Source organism: Coleofasciculus sp. E2-BRE-01 (assembly GCF_040221695.1).
Taxonomy (GTDB): domain Bacteria; phylum Cyanobacteriota; class Cyanobacteriia; order Cyanobacteriales; family Coleofasciculaceae; genus Coleofasciculus.
Window position 1 is genome coordinate 44,935 of record NZ_JAVKEA010000187.1, and the last position, 18,408, is coordinate 63,342.

At 44.8% G+C, this 18,408-nt stretch carries 16 protein-coding genes and 1 pseudogene; 6 read left to right on the top strand and 11 right to left on the bottom strand.

The annotated features are described in order from the left end of the window. Nucleotides 1–12 precede the first annotated feature (12 nt). From RIG66_RS22975 to RIG66_RS22985, 3 genes are all read left to right on the top strand, one after another. Nucleotides 13–213 (top strand): hypothetical protein, encoded by a 201-nt coding sequence (locus RIG66_RS22975; RefSeq protein ID WP_446381032.1) that lies wholly within the window; start codon nucleotides 13–15, stop codon nucleotides 211–213. 340 nt (nucleotides 214–553) lie between these two features. Then, nucleotides 554–2,275, top strand: a complete 1,722-nt coding sequence (locus RIG66_RS22980) for a sensor histidine kinase (protein WP_446381033.1) — start codon at nucleotides 554–556, stop codon at nucleotides 2,273–2,275. Between the two features lie 98 nt (nucleotides 2,276–2,373). Beyond that, nucleotides 2,374–2,859, top strand: coding sequence for a sensor histidine kinase (locus RIG66_RS22985; RefSeq protein WP_446381034.1), 486 nt, complete (start codon nucleotides 2,374–2,376; stop codon nucleotides 2,857–2,859). 191 nt (nucleotides 2,860–3,050) lie between these two features. Here RIG66_RS22985 and RIG66_RS22990 read toward each other — a convergent pair whose 3' ends face one another. From RIG66_RS22990 to RIG66_RS23010, 5 genes are all read right to left on the bottom strand, one after another. Next, the gene (locus tag RIG66_RS22990) at nucleotides 3,051–3,575 is read right to left on the bottom strand and encodes a GNAT family N-acetyltransferase (protein WP_446381035.1); all 525 of its coding nucleotides are present in this window, start codon (nucleotides 3,573–3,575) and stop codon (nucleotides 3,051–3,053) included. A 74-nt stretch (nucleotides 3,576–3,649) separates the two neighbouring features. Continuing rightward, a complete protein-coding gene (locus tag RIG66_RS22995) occupies nucleotides 3,650–4,222 on the bottom strand; it encodes a dihydrofolate reductase family protein (protein WP_446381036.1) in 573 nt (190 codons plus the stop codon). A 216-nt stretch (nucleotides 4,223–4,438) separates the two neighbouring features. Next, on the bottom strand, nucleotides 4,439–5,557 hold the full coding sequence (locus RIG66_RS23000) for an NAD(P)/FAD-dependent oxidoreductase (RefSeq protein WP_446381037.1): 1,119 nt from the start codon (nucleotides 5,555–5,557) through the stop codon (nucleotides 4,439–4,441). Beyond that, entirely contained in the window at nucleotides 5,558–6,031 is a 474-nt protein-coding gene (gene psbQ / locus RIG66_RS23005) for a photosystem II protein PsbQ (protein WP_446381038.1), read from the bottom strand. A 334-nt stretch (nucleotides 6,032–6,365) separates the two neighbouring features. Beyond that, entirely contained in the window at nucleotides 6,366–6,509 is a 144-nt protein-coding gene (locus RIG66_RS23010) for a hypothetical protein (protein ID WP_446381039.1), read from the bottom strand. Nucleotides 6,510–6,748: 239 nt separating this feature from the next. Here RIG66_RS23010 and RIG66_RS23015 point away from each other — a divergent pair, with 239 nt between their 5' ends. The 3 genes from RIG66_RS23015 to treY all read left to right on the top strand — a co-directional run bounded on the left by RIG66_RS23015 (nucleotide 6,749) and on the right by treY (nucleotide 12,050). Beyond that, nucleotides 6,749–7,000: a hypothetical protein gene (locus tag RIG66_RS23015; protein WP_446381040.1), complete on the top strand. Its 252-nt coding sequence runs from the start codon at nucleotides 6,749–6,751 to the stop codon at nucleotides 6,998–7,000. Nucleotide 7,001: 1 nt separating this feature from the next. After that, complete coding sequence (gene treZ, locus RIG66_RS23020) at nucleotides 7,002–8,813, top strand: malto-oligosyltrehalose trehalohydrolase (RefSeq protein WP_446381041.1); 1,812 nt, start codon at nucleotides 7,002–7,004, stop codon at nucleotides 8,811–8,813. 432 nt (nucleotides 8,814–9,245) lie between these two features. Next, complete coding sequence (treY, locus tag RIG66_RS23025) at nucleotides 9,246–12,050, top strand: malto-oligosyltrehalose synthase (protein WP_446381046.1); 2,805 nt, start codon at nucleotides 9,246–9,248, stop codon at nucleotides 12,048–12,050. 362 nt (nucleotides 12,051–12,412) lie between these two features. On the opposite strand, the pseudogene RIG66_RS23030 reads toward treY, so the two are convergent. The 6 genes and pseudogenes from RIG66_RS23030 to RIG66_RS23055 all read right to left on the bottom strand — a co-directional run. Beyond that, nucleotides 12,413–12,588: pseudogene (locus tag RIG66_RS23030) on the bottom strand (ABC transporter permease); the annotation flags it as partial. Between the two features lie 47 nt (nucleotides 12,589–12,635). Next, nucleotides 12,636–14,894 carry a pentapeptide repeat-containing protein gene (locus tag RIG66_RS23035; RefSeq protein WP_446381042.1) on the bottom strand — a complete coding sequence of 753 codons (2,259 nt, stop codon included), beginning with the start codon at nucleotides 14,892–14,894 and terminating at the stop codon, nucleotides 12,636–12,638. A 141-nt stretch (nucleotides 14,895–15,035) separates the two neighbouring features. Continuing rightward, the gene (locus RIG66_RS23040) at nucleotides 15,036–15,848 is read right to left on the bottom strand and encodes a pentapeptide repeat-containing protein (RefSeq protein WP_446381043.1); all 813 of its coding nucleotides are present in this window, start codon (nucleotides 15,846–15,848) and stop codon (nucleotides 15,036–15,038) included. Nucleotides 15,849–15,878: 30 nt separating this feature from the next. Continuing rightward, a complete protein-coding gene (locus RIG66_RS23045) occupies nucleotides 15,879–17,135 on the bottom strand; it encodes an FtsX-like permease family protein (protein WP_446381044.1) in 1,257 nt (418 codons plus the stop codon). Between the two features lie 138 nt (nucleotides 17,136–17,273). After that, nucleotides 17,274–17,555: a TMEM165/GDT1 family protein gene (locus RIG66_RS23050; protein ID WP_446381045.1), complete on the bottom strand. Its 282-nt coding sequence runs from the start codon at nucleotides 17,553–17,555 to the stop codon at nucleotides 17,274–17,276. A 99-nt stretch (nucleotides 17,556–17,654) separates the two neighbouring features. Then, nucleotides 17,655–18,029 (bottom strand): TMEM165/GDT1 family protein, encoded by a 375-nt coding sequence (locus tag RIG66_RS23055; RefSeq protein WP_044208195.1) that lies wholly within the window; start codon nucleotides 18,027–18,029, stop codon nucleotides 17,655–17,657. Nucleotides 18,030–18,408 lie beyond the last annotated feature (379 nt).

The following is an 18,408-nucleotide window of genomic DNA, read 5'->3' on the forward strand; positions in this document are numbered from 1 at the left end:
TAAGAGTACGCCATGGTTACAAGCCACCAGATAGCGGCAAACCCTGTTCCTGTCAGGGATAGGAGAAGAGAGGTTACCGTCAGAACCAATGTTGCGATCGCGCCCAATCTAATCCTCTCCTTACCTGTCATGGCTAACCCAACCAATTCAATGATCGGCGGCTTGCTAGGTACAGCCGTTGCACAGGCGTTGGTACTTCCTGGTGCAAGATGATCAAAACCTAGACAACGCCAGGTTTATCCAAATATTACCAGGCATCATTTTTTTTTAGTTAAGGAATAGTTTATTGTTGTAATCAAGTTATTTAAATAGCTATAATTTACCTCCCTTTGCTGGATGGCAATAGAAAAACTTGATGAAAATTAGCCAAAAGCAAAGAGGAATTGATTAAGTAATTTTAACATTCAAGGATAATGATTTTCCGGAATATTTGCTGCTGATATTAGTTGTATTTAATTTGGGTGATGTCATGATCAAGCAATGCGCCAAGAGTTTTTTCTACCTATGCTATAATATCTGAGTCGTTTTTGTGAAATCCCCACTATTTTATGAAATGTTAAACCGTCTCCGTTCTTTTTCAATTATCAGTTTAATCGCTTTTGTTTTAGCCACAGTTTTTATCAGCCTCATTTACCATCAAAAAGTTCATGGCGATTTTGTCGCGATGGGAGAGAGTAACAATGTGGCATTAACCCAAGCGTTTGCCAATGCCTGGGGTTCAGATTTAGCTTTCTTGTTGCAATCAGCCGAAAAACTGAGTGATGAGCAATTGCTCTCGTCGGAGGAAATCGATAGACTTCATCGCACCGTTATCAATGAAATCAAAGGTCTATCCGTGGTTAAAGTCAAACTGCTTGACCGCCAAGGGCGCACCATTTTTTCTACGGAACCCTCTGAGATTGGCAAAATAACCAATAGCAAAGACTTTTTCATTGCACGTAACGGTCAAACCTTAATATTAAACAATCAGCACCAAGAGTTTCAGGCAACTAACGGAAAAATTACAGACCGCCAACTTTTTTCCAGCTACATTCCCATCCAATTTGAGAATGCCAGTAAGCCAATTATAGGTGTGTTTGAACTTTCTACGGATGAGACTCCCTTAGTTCAGCGTATTCAACGCACCCAGAGGACAATTATATTAGCCACCGTTACCATTTTTACCTTACTTTATGGGGTTGTGTGGTTGATTGCCAGACAAGCCCATCTCCTTCTACCAAATCAGTACACCCAACTGTCATCGACCCAAGCCAACTTAGCTGAGTCCCATCAAGAACTACAACAGCGTGTCAACAAATTGCACCATCAAAACCGCGTGTTAATGGCACTGGCTAAAAACAAGGCATTGCATCAGGGAAACTTACAAGAAGCGTTCCAAGCCATCACAGAAGCAACCGCTCAAACCCTTCATATTGAACGGGTGAGTGTCTGGCTGTTTGACTCGAACCAAACTCAGCTTCAATGCTTTGACCTGTTTGAACTCAGTAGCCGCCAACATAGTGAAGGAACTGAACTGACAGCCGTTGATTATCCCAATTATTTTCAAGCGTTAGTGGCTGACCAACTCATTGCAGCGAACAATGCCCACACTGACCCGAGAACTGGCGAATTTTCGTCCGTTTACTTAACACCCTTGGGAATTGCTTCGATGATGGATGCTCCCATCCGAGTCGGGGGTCAAACCGTGGGTGTTGTATGCTATGAACAGGTGGGTCAAGAGCGCCATTGGACGTCGGAAGAGCAAAACTTCGCTCGTTCCAGTGGCGATTTAGTCTCCTTAGTCTTAGAAGCCAACCAGCGTCAACAGGCACAAGAATCGCTACGCCAATCGGAAATCCGAGAACGTCAAAAGGCGCAACAGCTAACAACTACTCTCTCGGAATTGCAAGACACTCAAGCCCAACTCGTCCAAGCCGCGAAAATGTCGGCTCTCGGAGAAATGGTAGCGGGACTTGCCCATGAACTGAACAATCCGGTTAACTTTATTGCGGGCAATCTTGACTATACCAAGCAATACTTTGAAGACTTGACACGCCTAATTGAACTGTATCGGCAGAGCTACCCCAATCCCACATCGGAAATTCACCAGCTTTCGTCGGAGATTGAGTTAGATTTTTTAGTAGAGGATTGGCAAAAATTGATGCTATCGATGCAGGTTGGCACTGAACGTCTCCAGCAGATTGTATTATCACTACGCAGCTTCTCTAGGCGTCATGATGATGAACTCAAACCCACTGATATTCATCAGGGTATTGATAAGCTGTTCGGCATTTAAACCTTAATATCAATAATGGCGAAATCGTTGTAGTGCGAGCATCTTGCTCGCTACCCATTCCCAATTTAAATGCATGACAGCTTAACACCCTACTAATTTTGCACCACCGCCTCCAAGTGCAGAAGAACCGCCCTGAAATTAAAGTTGTTAAAGAGTATGGTCAACTGCCGTTAGTGGTCTGTTATTCTAGCCTTTTGAATCAAGTATTTATGAATTTGCTGGCTAATGCGATTGACGCCTTATCAGACGCTGCAACCCGAACGGATACCCCTCTCAAAGAGCCACAAATTGTGATTCGCACGCAAACTCAACCTATTCAGTCCTTGAGTTCAACGGAAAAAGCGACTGATGGGGCAGTGATTCAGATTGGGGACAATGGTTCTGGTATAAGTCAAGATGTCCTTGAGCATATATTTGACCCATTTTTTACTACCAAGCCAGTGGGAAAAGGAACGGGATTGGGACTGTCCATTAGTTATAAGATTGTGGTGGAAAAACATGGCGGTCAACTCCGCTGCGTTTCTAGTCCAGGACAAGGAACCTCCTTTATTGTAGAGATTCCCCTCAATCCTCAACCTAGCTAGACTTAGGGGCTTTTGTAAGGAGCCTTGTGGTAGGGAAAGGCAACACTTTGGGCAGTGCAAGATTTTTTGGCTGGGGGAACTTCAGATTAAAAGCAATAGACAAAAAATTTTTGACTTTTTCTAAAAATTAAAAATAAGTGGGTTCGTTTTGTGGTAAAAAAGAGCGGTCTATTTTATTTATGCCATAATTTTTATGGCGAACTACCCGGAATACGACGGCGATAAACATGGACAGTATGAGTTTTTTGCCCAAAGAGACGAGGGGGAGTTTGACGAATCTCTACAAAACCCAAGCTTTGCCAAAAGGCGCGACCTTGGGCGTTAGCCGCGATCGCCAGTAATTCAACAGCTTGGATACCTTGTTGCCCTAACCACCCTTCAAAGCCTTGGTAAAACGCCTTGCCGATACCTTGTCCTCGATGGCTGGGGGCTAACAACATCATACCAATCCACCAAGTTTGATTATCGGGGTATTGCTGCACGGCGATGATCGTACCCACAAGACAATTTTGAGAATCGCACAAGCCGAAAAAATGCAGGTCTTCGGGGGTTTTACCCACGGGAACATCAGTAAATTCAGATCGAGCTGCGGTGGGTTCTGGCGGTTGTCCTGCGGTCAATTCAAAAAAGTCGGTACAGCGCTCAAACAATGCTTGCAGGCGATCGCTATCTTGGTCACTGAGTCGAATCACTGTGTAATCGGGACGGACGATCATAAAAGATATAAAATTAACTCTCTATACTGAATTTAACTAACCAAACCAGAGGTTCTAGAACTATGGTTATTTTTCTAAATTTGATAGTATAACATTATGATATCTCCCGGATAAACTTGGTTGTGGGTTAATACCCAAGAATTTTGTGGAATTTTGGGTGCAAACAACGGAATTCCCGTCCCCATAATAAAAGGATTGACTTTGAGAATCAGCGAGTCGATAAGTCCGGCTGAGAACAGAAAGGAAGCCAAACTGCCGCCCCCACAGAGCCAAATATCTTTACCAATCCCATTTTTAAGCGCTCGGATGCAAGCGATCGCATCTGCTGTCACTAAAGTTACTGCCTTATTCGGACTAACATTCAGACTGCGCGAAAACACATACTGTCGTAAATGGGCATAGGGATTGGTAAATCCATCTTTTAGTCCCACTTCATAGGTTTTGCGCCCCATTAGCACCGTGTCAAAATAGCGATTCTCCGCCGTAACCCCCATTGCTTCTCTAAAATGAGAAGGCAGGGTTTCAGGAAACTCTGTAAACAGCCGATTCAGGTACTCCTGATGATTAGAAAAGCCTGTATGAGAACCATCCGAATTAGCGATGAAACCATCTAAACTACAAGCCACAAAATAAATTATTTTTCGCATATTCAAGTTTCATTGAGAAAGAAATTATCGAATTTTAATAGCTCAATTATAGATTTTTCAAGCTTTTACTCAAACACCATAGATTTCCATAGTTTCACCCGGCTGGGATTGCTACCGATCTATTCTAGGGCTTGCTGAATAAGTCGGAGTAAAATAACCGATGGACTAATTAGTTATTTAACCGTTAAGTAAATAAACCAAGCGCTGCACTAGGTTTTAGACATCACAGATTATTGCTTGAATCTCTTGGGCGGTAGCTGGGGCGAGGAGAACACCGTTGCGATAGTGACCCGTTGCCAGCAAGACATTATCATATCCTGATAGTTTACCAATAACCGGAGCAGGCTGTCCTTCTGGACGAGGACGTTTCCCCAACCAAGTACGAACCACTGTGGCTTGGGCTAAAGCGGGACAAAAGGCGATCGCATCTTGTTTCACTTTTTCAAGTAACGCAGGTTCTGCTACCACTTCAGTGCCATGAGGAAACTCCACCGTTGCCCCTACCCAATAATCACCGCCACCGATTGGCACAATATGCACATCATCCCCTGTAATCACAGGCTGGAAATCTGGATGACCAATTGTATTCCCTAGGCGTAATTGTAAAGCTTGACCGAGAACGGGTTTGAGTGCGATCGCAGACGATTGATTTGGTGAGGATAGGAGAAAATTGACCAATTGTGCTGAACCTAATCCCGCCGCAATTATCAGCCAATCCACTGCTAAGGTTTCTGTCTGGGTGTAAATTTGCTGACAAATTCGCTGACTGGAACCATTAACAGGCATGGATTCTATTCCTTCCACACCAACGCCAAACTTAAATGTTACGCCCCTCTTTTCGGCAGCAGCGACTAGGGCGTGAGTAAGGGCGGTGGGTTCAACTTGTCGGTCATTGGGAGAATAAATCGCACCGATACTATTCTCCAGATTAAGCTGAGGACAGTGGGATTGAACCTGATCAGTATTCCAAATTTCCAGTTGCCATCCTTGGGATTGGCGAATTTTGACTAAATTCTGCCAACGGGCTAAATCGTCATTCTCAAACGCCAGCATTAGAATGCCTTGACGGTTAAAGGGAATGTGATGCCCAGTCAACGTTTCCAATTCCGGAATCAGGGTTTCATAGCGCTGCATACTGGCTTGACGCAACTGCCAGGTTCTTCCCTTAACCTTTTGACTAATTACACCCATCAAGACACCCAATGCTGCCCCCGTTGACCCTTGGGCGGGCGGTTGTCGATCTAGCACAGTCACCTGTAACCCCGAAACGCTACTTAGTTGGTAGGCGATCGCGGCACCAACAATTCCACACCCAATGATGGCAACATGAGTCATTCAGGCAACTCCTGCGGCATTACTGGCATCCGGAATCAGCTTTAAGAACCGATCAAAGTCGATTAACGCCTCTTGATAATTGTTGGCAGCAAGTTGATAGTTGCGGCTTTCAGCGGCAGTGTTGATTTGCTGCAAATGTTCAAACAAGTCGTCTGCCGCTTTACTGGCTACCTTTTGGTCTTGGGGCACCAATTGGCGTGTCAGATAACTCATGGTTCGCCGCAAGCTGCCCAATGGACCATGAATATAAGTGCTGACATCAACCCAGTCACGGTTATCAATTTTCGTTTTCAGAACTGGCATTTTTTCGCGCAGTTCCGAGAGGTTAGACACCGTGCGCTGAATCTGCTCAACCTGCTGACTCGTGTAAGCTGGGGGCGGTGCAGTTGCCGCAGGACTCCCGCAGCTTACTAAACAGGTGGTCACCAGCGCCAGCATCAACGCCAGAATGGAGCGATAACTTCTCATCAGCATGAGTTTCCTCGTATACAATCCTTGATCTTGATATAGACAAACAAATACATTGGGTTATAGCTCAACCCAAACCTAACTAGACGTATTATAGGGGGTGTTGCCAATCTGAAGGGGTGACAAGCTAAGTTAAAGGTAGGCAGCGTATGGGGTGTGGGGTATGGGGTGTGGGGAAAATCGGAAAGAAACACAAAAGCCCATAAGAGGAGATAGGGTAAGGATTGAGCGTTCTCCACGCGAGCCAACGAATAAACAATAGAGTTTTTGGTTACTCCCTGAGTAAAGTTCAACACCTCGACTCCGCGGCAATTGAGCGTTCGACTGAACTTCGACAGGCTCAGGGGTCCGCGCTCACGCCGAAGTCCTGTCGAAATTCGGTGTTGACGCCCTCGCGGAGTCGAAGCGTCAATTTTTCCCGACACCCTAAACCCGACACCCGACACCCGACATCCGACACCCAACACCCAACACCCAACACCATCAGTTCAACACGGATAACATCTCCCCGATTTGGGACTGGACAATTCCCAAAAATTGAGTATACTTAGGTTGTGTGTGTGAGGAAAAGGAAAAGGCGCTTGGGGTCGAAACACGGCAAGACTCCCAGGCGCCTTTCCCATATCAGTCTTCGTCTACCCGATCCCCGCGTTTTTGAAGCCGTCGGGAATCTAATCTAATTCACCGTTACATAAGATTTACCGTTTCGATACATCTGGTCAAATGAAAACGGTTGGCATTGTCCATCCGGCTTGTCTTCTTTATCTGCATCGGCTAAGGGAGTGTCAAGCTCCCAGAAGAAATAAAAGGCAAAACCCCTGTAAAATTACGCCAGATGTTAGATTTAAAAGTCATAACGTGTGGGGTAATCTGATCAGGTACGGATGGGTTGCCCGTTGGCTGATTCCGAAGTCGGGCGATCGCACGGATAAAACCTTGACAAGTTTCTCAGACTATGCATTTACAGAGGGGTGATATGAAAATTGGCAGCAACTACCTGGGTAACGGTCAATGTGAATTCCGAGTTTGGGCACCGTTTCGGGACAGCGTCGCGGTTCACATCGTCTCTCCCCACGATCAAGTGATTCCTCTACAAAAGGATGAATGGGGATATTGGCAGGAAACGGTAAAAGCTGACCCAGGAACCCTCTATGTCTACCAACTCGATGGATCACTGGAACGACCTGATCCCGCCTCCCATTACCAACCTGAGGGAGTCCATGGTTCCTCTCAAGTCGTGGATCACCACTTTGACTGGGCGGATAATTCCTGGCAAGGAATTCCCCTCAAAGACCTAATTATTTACGAACTCCACGTCGGTACGTTTACCCCAGAGGGAACCTTTGAATCGATTATTCCTCGCTTGAGTTACCTCCAGGATTTAGGCATAACCGCGATTGAAATTATGCCCGTTGCCCAGTTTCCCGGAAGTCGCAACTGGGGATACGATGGGGTTTATGTCTATGGTGTGCAAGATTCCTATGGGGGACCTGCGGGGTTGAAAAAACTCGTGGATGCTTGTCACCAGGCGGGGATCGCAGTCATTTTAGATGTGGTGTATAACCATTTAGGACCCGAAGGCAACTATCTGTGGGCGTATGGTCCCTACTTTACGGATCAATACCGTACCCCTTGGGGCAATGCGGTTAACTTTGATGGCGCTTATAGTAATCAGGTGCGGAATTTCTTTATCCAGAATGCTCTGTACTGGTTAGACAATTACCAGATTGACGCCCTGCGCGTTGATGCGGTTCACGCGATTTACGACATGAGCGCTCAACCCTTTTTACAAGAATTAGGGGATGCAGTCGCTAATTTCAATCGCACCACGCCAGTGCAACGATACGTCATCGCCGAAAGTGATCTCAATGACGTGCGTGTAATTAAACCCAGGGAACAAGGGGGATTTGGTCATGATGCTCAATGGTGCGATGACTTTCATCACATCTTGCACACTCTGTTAACGGGCGAACTATCGGGATATTACGAAGATTTTGGCAAAATTGAGCAGTTGGCAGTTGCTCTGCGCGAAGGCTATATCTATAGTGGACAATATTCCAGCTTCCGCAAACGCAACCATGGGAATTCAGCCGCCGATCGCCCGGCGGAACAGTTTGTTGTTTGTATCCAGAACCACGATCAAATTGGCAATCGACTAATTGGCGATCGCTTATCCACGTTGGTAGATTTTCAGGGGTTGAAGGTAGCGGCGGCGACGGTATTGCTTTCTCCTTATGTCCCGATGCTATTTATGGGCGAAGAATATGGAGAAGATGCACCGTTTCAGTATTTTGTCAGTCACAGTGATCCCGATTTAATTGAAGGCGTGCGTACCGGGAGGGCGGAAGAGTTTAAGGCATTTGGTTGGGACAACGCCCCTGATCCCCAAGGGACAAAAGTCTTTGAGCAGTCAAAACTACAGTGGGAGAAGATTGACCAAGACAAATATGCCGTATTGCGGCGCTGGTACAAACGGTTAATTCAGCTACGCAAAGAAACCCCAGCTTTAGCTACACTAGACAGGCAGAATCTTAATGTATCCAGCTTGTCCCCAGAAAAGGTTATCGTTATTCATCGCACGGCTGGAGATAGCCAAGTCATCGGCTTGATCAACTTTGCTAAGGATGCAGCAACGGTTTCGCCTCAGATTCCCCCAGGGAACTTCTCAAAAGTGATTGACTCGGCGGATAAAGAATGGATGGGTGAGGGATCTCAACTCTCCCAACAGCTACAAGCTGGACAATCCTTAACCCTTGCTCCTCTGAGTTTTGCCTTATATTGTCAGTGACACTAGCCTCGGTTCAGTCGTCAGAAAGAGGCGTAATCCGCCCAAAAGGGGATGTAAGCCCAGTCGAAATCATACCATTATCAACAAATAAGGTGTTCCCTAGAGATAATGAATAAGGTGTTCCCTAGAGATAATGCATGTATTGCTTGATTTGTCAATCTTGGTGGCTGATATCAAATTCGCTTTTGTCACCCCCTTTATCCCTTGAGGTACGTTTTCCTGGAAACCATCTGCCTTGGAGCCTTCCTGTCCGGTACTCTTGGTGTTGCTCAGAGCCAATCCCTGTATAATGAACTAATGTTAAGCTATGATTTAAGCATTACGTTCAACGCCATTATCCTACGGTTTAACGCCACTGTTAACAAGCCATTTTTAGATCGATTCTTAGAGCCAACGCTCTGTCAGTTCTTTAACCCCCTCTAAAAGCTTATGATGCGGATTCCAGTCGCCACCTATAGAATTCAATTTAATCCTGAGTTTACCTTTGAGTCAGCAAAAGCCATTATTTCCTACTTAGCAGAATTAGGAGTTTCTGACTTTTATGCATCCCCCATTTTTAAAGCCAGAGCCGGTAGCACTCATGGCTACGATGTGGTTGATCCCAATCAAATAAACCCAGAACTCGGCGGATTGGAGAAGTTTGAGTCTCTAATTGAAGAGGTGCAAAAGCACGGGTTAGGATGGCTTCAGGATATTGTGCCGAACCACATGGCTTTTGATCGTCAAAACCCCATGCTGGTCGAAGTTTTAGAGAATGGTCCTAATTCTCAATATAAAGACTACTTTGATATTAATTGGGAACATCATTATGAGGGCATTCGGGAGCGAGTCTTAGCGCCATTTTTAGGAAAATTTTGTGGAGATTGTTTAGAAAGTGGTGAACTCAAACTCCAGTATAACCAAGAAGGTTTTACGATTAATTACTATGACCTACAGTTTCCCATTCGCATCGAATCCTACTCCAATGTCTTAACCTACGATTTGGCACGTATCCGGCGGAAATTAGGCAGGAATCATCCTGATTTTGTCAAGTTTCTGGGCGCTCTCTATGCGTTAAAATACATTCCCTCTGGCGAAGAAGGAACGGAACGCTATGATCAGATCGGCTTTATTAAGAATATGTTATGGGAACTCTGGAATGATAGTGTAGAGATCAGGGAGTTCATCGACGAAAATATTCAACTCTTTAATGGAGAACCCGGAAAACCCGAAAGTTTTGATTTATTAGAGCAATTATTAGGCGAGCAGTTTTTCCGCCTCGCTTACTGGAAGGTGGGGAATGAAGAACTGAATTATCGGCGATTTTTTACGGTTAATGACCTGATTTCCGTTCGCATCGAAGAGGAGCGAGTGTTTAATCACAATCATGCTTTGATCTTCAAGCAGCTTGAAGATCAGAAATTTAGCGGCGTGAGAATCGATCATATCGATGGACTGTACGATCCGGCTCAATATTTGAATCGCTTGCGAGATCATGCCTCTGATGCGTATATCGTGGTTGAGAAAATCTTGGAAGAGCATGAAGATTTGCCGCTAACGTGGCCCGTACAAGGGACGAGTGGGTATGATTTCTTAAACAAAGTTAATGGTATTTTCTGTCATCAGCAGACTCAGCCTAAGTTTGACAGCGTTTACTATCGCTTTATCGGAAATTCCATATCCTATAAAGCCATAATGGAAGACAAAAAGCGATTGATTATCGCCAAGCATTTGACGGGAGATATCGATAATTTAGCCAATTTACTCAAGCGAATTTCTGGTCGATACAGATACGCCAGTGACTTTACGATTTATGCACTGAAAGCCGCTTTGGTGGAAATCATGGCGCTGTTTCCCATATACCGAACGTATGTAAGTCCAGAAGGCTTGAGTCAAGCGGATCGAGATTGTATTGAGTCTGTCATTAGCAAAGCCAAAGAAAATACGCCGATTTTCTTTAACGAACTGACGTTTATTGAGAAATTTTTATTACTGGAGGTTGATGAGTCACTCAATCCCGAAGAAGCCGAACAATGGCGTTATTTTGTCATGCGGCTACAGCAGTTTACCGGACCGCTGACAGCCAAGGGGGTGGAAGATACGACGTTCTATATTTACAACCGTCTCATCTCTCTTAATGAAGTGGGTGGTAATCCGGGTGAGTTTGGCGTTTCCTTAGACAACTTTCATGACTTTAACCAACACCGCATCGCTTATTGGCCCCATACAATCAATACAACAGCAACCCATGATACAAAACGGGGTGAAGATGTAAGAGCCAGAATTAATGTCCTTTCCGAAATTCCCGGCGAGTGGGATAGTATGTTGAGAAAATGGCAGGAAATAAATGCGGTTCACAAGGATTGTATTGATGGGTTAGATATTCCTGATCCCAATGACGAATATTTTCTTTACCAAACCTTGCTGGGAACCTTTCCTTTTGATGAAGCGGAGTTCCCTAGCTATGTGCAGCGGATTAAAGACTATATTATCAAGGCAATCCGAGAGGCAAAAGTCCATACCGCTTGGTTGAGACCGGATACCCACTATGAAGAAGGGTTTATTCGGTTTGCTGAACGCTTACTCAAAGATCCCCATGACAATCCCTTTTTAGAAGCGTTTCTACCCTTTCAACGTAAAATCCAACATTACGGCATTTTTAATAGTCTCTCCCAAGCCTTGTTGAAACTGATATCTCCGGGGGTTCCTGATTTTTACCAAGGAACGGAACTGTGGGATTTTAGTTTAGTCGATCCCGATAATCGTCGTCCGGTGGATTTTGAACAGCGGCTGGCGTTAGTCCAAGAATTGAAGCAGCGCTTTGAAACGGATAGCCTGGGTTTAGTTCAGGAACTGTGTCAGACTCCAGACGATGGTCGAATTAAGTTATTTGTCATTTATCAAGCCTTAAAAGTACGGCGCGAGTATTTAGAGGTATTCCAGCGAGGAGATTACCACAAACTGACTGTTATTGGTAGCTTGAAGGATCATGTTGTCACGTTTGCCCGAACTTGGGATCATACAACAGTGATTGTCATTGTCCCTCGGCTGTTGACGAGTTTAGTGAAGCCAGACGAATATCCCATAGGTGAACAAGTTTGGCAAGAAACCCGGATTTCTTTACCCTCTAGTTCGTCGTCTACGTGGCGGGATGTGATGACGGGACGGGAAATTCAGGGGGACGATACCCTGTGGATTCGAGATGTTCTCAGTGATTTTCCGGTGGCGTTATTGGTGAATCAAAATCAGCAGGAATGATTAATAGATAAACACTGTAGGGGCGACAAGCTAAGTCAAAGGTAGGCAGGGTGTGGGGTATGGGGTGTGGGGTGTGGGGAAAATCTTAGAGAAACACCCTACACCCAGTCAGTAGTACCCTCAAGTCCCTTGTCACCCCCTCAGGATCAACACTGTAGGGGCGACCCGCCGCCTATAATTCATACCACCTAACCCTTAATTTGTTCGGGTCGCCCTCCCCAGAGTATCGGGAATTATCTAACCCGCGTACCGACGAGAAAAGGGCGAGTCGAGACAGGTTAATTCTCACACCGTCATCGTTGTGCAGCGACTCGCCCCTACAAAACCAATTACCAATCAACAATCCACAATCCACAAATGATTTACTGATTAAACACCATCGCTGGATCAAGGCGCGTCACCTTCTGAATCGCGAAAATCGCCGAACCGACACACATTCCCACCGTTATCGGATCGCGGATACGGGGGTGATCAGAATCAGAATCCCCTGAGTGGCTGATGTCCACAGGGCTACACCGTAGCAGAGGATCATAGCTGGGAACCTTTCCTTTTGATGAAACTGAGTTCCTCAATTAATAGGGGACTTCAAGTTTCAATGGCTTTAGTCTGAATACAGATCCAATCTCCATCTTCAGTTTGACCAACAAAGTACAACATATAAATTATGTCTTTCTTTATTCGATAAAGCCTTAAATTACTTAAATTTTCCAGCACCAAAAAATTGGCTTTATCTTGCCGATTTTTATCCTTTTCGTAGCGATTAAAGAAGACGGCTTCAACTTCATTTGTGGTCATAATTTTAAGAGTATGTAAAAGATTGTGAATTAGCGCACGGCGTTGTTCAGCAATCTCCCAAACAAAGTTGGACACATCTCCAGAGGTATCTCTATATCCAATGTTCGTATTGTTGACAATAGTCTTTAAGGGAGGTTGCATTCCAATGATTGAATTTTCCAAAGCAACGATCAGTTCGTAATTCTCTGGTTTAGCAATAGCTAAATCTTTTACCCGAAAAATTCGAGAAGCACCGTAATGCCCTTGTAGAAAGTCCTCTGAAACTTGGGTTGATATTCCCAACCAATCACCGGATGGAGTATTGGCTAAAATGATGTATACTTCATAGATAGTTTTCAGTAGCAGAACTTGAATGTTAGTCAAGTAGGTTTCTACTTGGGTTAACAAAGAGCGAAATTCTTGAATCTCATCTTGCTCTTCTATAAAAGCTATAACGTCATTGGCGAGAGGTTGTAACCACTCTAGGTCATCAAGATTATATTTACAAAAAGCGTCGGCTGAAATTTCCCGCAAATGTCCACAAGCTTTCAGCAATCCTTCGAGGGTGAACTCTCCTCGATTGACTGTTTCCCACAAAAATACTTCGTAGGGATAATCCGCTTCGCTTGGGTAAAAAAATCCTTCACAAGCTTCTCGAATTTGGTTTAGTAATGTAAGGTTGGGATTACTCGGTGTATTAAAAAAGATGGATGCTGAACCCGATGGATTAATCACATTGGTCAGATTGGTTTGAAACAGTTCTGCACCCGTTAAATCGGCATCACTCAAATCTGCACCTGTAAAATCAGCGCCTTCCAAATTGGCATCTGTTAGGTTAGCATTTTGTAAAGTTGCATTTTGCAGCGTTGCTTGTTCCAAATCAACACCAAACAAGTAAGCTTGGTTGAGATTTGCTTGATTCAGTAGTGCCCCACTTAAGTTGGCTCTACCTAGTTTGGCTTGAGTGAGATTAGCGCTTTCCAAGTTTGCACTACTCAAAGATGCATTTTGGAGGTTTGCTCCTGTCAAATTTACATGACTAAGATTGGCTAATCCCAAATTGGCATAGCTGAGATTAGCTCCTGTCAAATTTGCATGACTAAAATTGGCTCCGATAAGATTGGTTTCCTGGAAATTAACTCCGCTCAAATTAAGTCCGCTCAAATTAAGTCCGCTGAAACGGACATCTTTGAGATGAGCGCCGCTCAGATCAGCACCGGGCAAAATTTTGTTTTCAGCTCCCTGATTGATAATTTGCCAAATGAAAAAAATTTTTGGCTCTAGGGCGAGCGCTCCTTCAATCTGAGTATTGCGGAGATTAGCACAGGTCAAATCTGCACCTTCAAGGTTTGCACTCCGCAAGTTTGCCCCTTCAAGATTTGCGCTTCTGAGGTTTGCATCAGCTAGATTAGAGCCGCTGAGATTAACTCCGCTCATCTCTAGTTTAGAAAAGTCTTGACCCCTTAAATCCAAGTTACTTACATTTGCACGACTGAGATTGGCGCTATACCGAGAGCGGTTTGTGCGAAAGACAGCACTTTTTACATTTGCACCTTGAAAGTTGGCTTCTCGTAAATCACATGTCAACTTTGTATTCGTACAATCGGCATCGCTGAAATCGAGATTGGTGTTACTTAAATCATTTCTACTCGAACCAAAATTAGTGAAATTTATTCCAAAATCAGCATTGGTTAAATTAGCTTCTCTAAATTTAGTTCCATGAAGTCCCGATGATAGATGAGCATTGGTTAGATTGGCTCGACTAAAATCAGCGTTGTGGACTTTGCCTCTTATGCGGGTATTTCTGAGGTTAGCATCACTGAAATTAGCATCATTCAAATCAACATGATTTAGTCTTGCATTTTCCAGATTAGCATTGCTAAAGTCAGCCCCACTCAAATCAACATAACTCAGTCTTGCATTTTCCAGATTAGCATTGCTAAAGTCAGCCCCGCTCAAATCAATTTCTCTACCTTGTGAACCATAAAGCTTGATACCACTCAAGTCAGTACCCGAAAAATCTCTCTCTCCTGCTTCATAACGCTTGAGCAGTCCACGATCATGGTGCATATTGTCTCCTCAATGATTTCAGTATTAAATCGAATGGCAGTGACTTGAGACTGGTGGGCAGTGCCCACCCTACGGTATATCAAGGGTTTTGGCGCTCCAAAAATGCTGACTGGAGCATGCCATTGGTCTTAAATCAATTGCTTACCTAGCTACTATTCTAAGTAAAGGTTGAGCATTAGTAAAATTAACGCCTTCTAGATTGGTATCTGTAAAGTTTGTGTCGTATAACTTGGTGTCACTCAGATTAGCATGAGCTAAATTAGCTCGATGGAAATTTGCTCGATTGAGATTGGCGTTACTCAAGTTGGCTCGGCTCAAGTTGGCGTTGCTCAGATTTGCACCACTTAGATCCGTCCCACTTAAATCCACGTCACTTAAATCCTGACCGATCACTCTATTATTGACAACTTGCCAAACTAACCGCCATTTTTCTGGTGCAGCCTGATCCAGTTTAGCTCCTCGCAAATTAGCACTACTGACCTCTGCTTCACTCAGAATTGCATCGGTCAGATCAGCACCCGCTAGATTTGTATATGTGAGTATTGCTTGGCTGAGATTTGCTCCTTTCAGGTTAGCAAGGGTGAAGTTGGCTTGAGTTAGATTAGCTTCGCTCAAGTTAGCGCCACTCAGATTTGCCAGAATTAGGTTTGCACCTTGGCAATCGTAATGACCACGGTACCATGTGCCACTTAGGTTTGTTCGACTCAAATTTGCACCACTCAGATTGGCTTGGCTGAAATTCACTTGACTCAGTAGCGTCCCACTTAAGTTGGCGTTGCTCAAATTGATTTGGCTCATGTTAGCGCTATAACATTGAGCATCTTTGAGATTGGCTCTACTCAGATTGAGTCCTCTCAAATTAATACAGATTAGAGAAGCACCACTGAAATTTACTTGGTCAGCAAAATTTCTTTGACCTGCTGCATAGCTTGTGAGAAATTCTTTGAGATTCATAGAAACTAATAAGGAGCAAAACAGCCCCAATTATTGATTAAACACCATGGCTGGATCAAGGCGCGTCACCTTCTGAATCGCGAAAATCGCCGAACCGACGCACATTCCCACCGTTATCGCCAAAACCGCGATCGCGGAGACGGGGGTGATCAGAATCACAATTCCCTGAGTCGCAGATGTCCACAGGGCTACGCCGTAACAGAGAATCATGGCGGGGAGATAACCGAGAATTGACATCCACAGCGCCTGTTCAATAATTACGCCGTAAATGCGCCAATCTGACGCGCCAATGGCTTTAAGCGTACCAAACTCAGTAATATGGTCAGCTACAGAGGAATAAAGAATTTGACCGACAATAATCACACCAACCACCACACCAACCACCGCTCCTAAACCTAGAATAAAACCAATTCCGGTTCGCTGTTGCCAAAAGTTTTGATTCCTTTTAATAAATTCCTCGCGAGTATAGGTACTGACATTGGGTAACGCTTTTTCCAATCGTTCTTTTAATTGTGACAAATCCTGATCCGGTTGTGCCGCAATTAAAACATATTGAATCAAATCAGAAGCGACTAATGGATTCGGGGGCGGTGGCGGTTGATTCCGCAGTTCGGCTTCCGATACTCTCGAATAGGTATTGGTACAAATTAAATCCTCAGCACCTGACGGCAATTTACAGGATAGTTCCGACTTTTGACCCGATGTTAAGAACGCATTCGCACTGGTTAGGGAGGTAAACATGAAGGAATTGGACACAATCGATGCATTCCCTTGGGTGAACCCTACCACTTGGGCGGGCAAGGAATTGACACGGGCAATATCCCCAATCTGTTGTACATTCAGGGAATCTTGGTTGGTTGCATCGACGATAATTTTATAGGATTCAGATAAGTTACTAACCTCACCTTGCACTAGATTGATGGGTTGAAATAGTTGCCCATTGGGGTCAAATCCTACGACTCTGACGCGGGTAATTTCTCCTTGCGGTGGATTCCACAACGCGCCACTAAAAATCAGGGCTTCGGCTTTGGCAACGCCTTCCACTTGACGGGCGGAGATAACATGGGATAAGGGAATGGGTAGTGTTAATTCAACTTGCACCAATTTATCCGATGCTACCCAAATATCTGCGTTAGAATTATAAATTAACTGAGCCGTGGATTGGGTAAAGCCATTAAAAATACCCGTTTGCAACGTAACCAAACTCACCGCAAACATAATTCCAGCTTGGGCGACTAAAAAGCGGGGAATGTCTTCAAGTAAGTTTTTCCGGGCGAGAGAAACCATTGGTAAGTAGGTGGGGACAATTCAAGTTAACGGTGGGGATTGTCATTGGTCATTTGTCATTTGTAAGGATTTGAGGATTATTGACAGAACTTAATATAGGTGGGTTTATTGACACCGACCTACTTATTTGTCATTTTGTCATTTGTCGTTCTCATCGGGCCACAACAAGCGAACAGCCATAAGTGCGAAACCCACCGCCGCGATCGCTTTTAGAATTCGCACCGGGAACAGTTGCGCTACGCCTCCCCCTGCTAATACGCCAATCAACGTGGCTAATAGCAATGCGGCTACAGCCCCCAAGAATACCGCACGAGGCGATTTGAGGCTACCCCCAAGCGCGATCGCCGCCAGTTGGCTTTTGTCACCAATTTCGGCTAAAAATACGGTGATGAAACTTAATCCTAGTAATTGCCAATCCATAGTATTTAAAATTCTCTGATTTAGTCAGGGCGGGTTTAGTTACATCTGGGTGAGAAAAACGATAGTGGCGAAACCCGCCCCTACATCATCAAAACTGTTTTAACCCAGTTGCACCACATCCCACAGCAGCATAACGGAAATGAAGAGTAATAATGTCCCGGCAGCAGTTTCCAGGGTTTTGGGCGGTAAACGCTTGGCTAACCAGGTTCCCAGTAAGACACCGATTAAACTGGTGGTAATTAGTGCGATCGCGGCACCTGTAAAGACTATCCACGGGGATTGAGATTCTGCACTGATCAGCAGGGTTGCCAGTTGGGTTTTATCGCCAATCTCAGCTAGAAAAATGGTTAGGAAGGTGGAACTAAAGATACCCCATATCCCCCGTTGGCGCTTGACGATGGGACGCAAACTGTTCGGAGTGGGGGAAATTGGTAACTCAGACGGATCAGAGACATCTTTGGGGGCTGGATTCATCAATGAAAAGGGTGCTGTCAGAACAAAACCGACGATGGGCAAGGAAGATAGTTTCACAGGGAGTTCCCAGTTTACGTCGATCTTTTTTCATATTCTATTCATCTTTGCAGAACTTTACAAATTTGACTATGATCCGGGCTAAAGTCAGTATGAGTGTCGGTGTCTACTGGTCTACTTTCCTTCCTTGTCTCACCTGAACCCCAATCTTAAAAAACCTACCCTTGTGAGGCACCCTACACCATTGGTGTCAACTTAAGGTGAAAGCTCGGTTGAGCAAGGGTGTCGGGTGTCGGGTGTCGGGTGTCGGGTGTCGGGTGTCAGGATGGAATTGTCTGTTGGAGGCGAAAAAACCTCACACCTACCACCATTCACCTCACCT

What these genes read in the sequence shown, in the direction of transcription:
- treZ (WP_446381041.1), top strand. Translation starts at nt 7,002, where the DNA reads ATGAAAATTGGCAGCAACTACCTGGGTAACGGTCAATGTGAATTCCGA.
- RIG66_RS23040 (WP_446381043.1), bottom strand. Translation starts at nt 15,848, where the DNA reads ATGAATCTCAAAGAATTTCTCACAAGCTATGCAGCAGGTCAAAGAAAT.
- RIG66_RS22980 (WP_446381033.1), top strand. Translation starts at nt 554, where the DNA reads ATGTTAAACCGTCTCCGTTCTTTTTCAATTATCAGTTTAATCGCTTTT.
- RIG66_RS23035 (WP_446381042.1), bottom strand. Translation starts at nt 14,894, where the DNA reads ATGCACCATGATCGTGGACTGCTCAAGCGTTATGAAGCAGGAGAGAGA.
- RIG66_RS23055 (WP_044208195.1), bottom strand. Translation starts at nt 18,029, where the DNA reads ATGAATCCAGCCCCCAAAGATGTCTCTGATCCGTCTGAGTTACCAATT.
- treY (WP_446381046.1), top strand. Translation starts at nt 9,246, where the DNA reads ATGCGGATTCCAGTCGCCACCTATAGAATTCAATTTAATCCTGAGTTT.
- RIG66_RS22990 (WP_446381035.1), bottom strand. Translation starts at nt 3,575, where the DNA reads ATGATCGTCCGTCCCGATTACACAGTGATTCGACTCAGTGACCAAGAT.
- RIG66_RS23050 (WP_446381045.1), bottom strand. Translation starts at nt 17,555, where the DNA reads ATGGATTGGCAATTACTAGGATTAAGTTTCATCACCGTATTTTTAGCC.
- RIG66_RS23010 (WP_446381039.1), bottom strand. Translation starts at nt 6,509, where the DNA reads ATGGTGTTGGGTGTTGGGTGTTGGGTGTCGGATGTCGGGTGTCGGGTG.
- psbQ (WP_446381038.1), bottom strand. Translation starts at nt 6,031, where the DNA reads ATGCTGATGAGAAGTTATCGCTCCATTCTGGCGTTGATGCTGGCGCTG.
- RIG66_RS22995 (WP_446381036.1), bottom strand. Translation starts at nt 4,222, where the DNA reads ATGCGAAAAATAATTTATTTTGTGGCTTGTAGTTTAGATGGTTTCATC.
- RIG66_RS23000 (WP_446381037.1), bottom strand. Translation starts at nt 5,557, where the DNA reads ATGACTCATGTTGCCATCATTGGGTGTGGAATTGTTGGTGCCGCGATC.
- RIG66_RS23015 (WP_446381040.1), top strand. Translation starts at nt 6,749, where the DNA reads ATGAAAACGGTTGGCATTGTCCATCCGGCTTGTCTTCTTTATCTGCAT.
- RIG66_RS22975 (WP_446381032.1), top strand. Translation starts at nt 13, where the DNA reads ATGGTTACAAGCCACCAGATAGCGGCAAACCCTGTTCCTGTCAGGGAT.
- RIG66_RS23045 (WP_446381044.1), bottom strand. Translation starts at nt 17,135, where the DNA reads ATGGTTTCTCTCGCCCGGAAAAACTTACTTGAAGACATTCCCCGCTTT.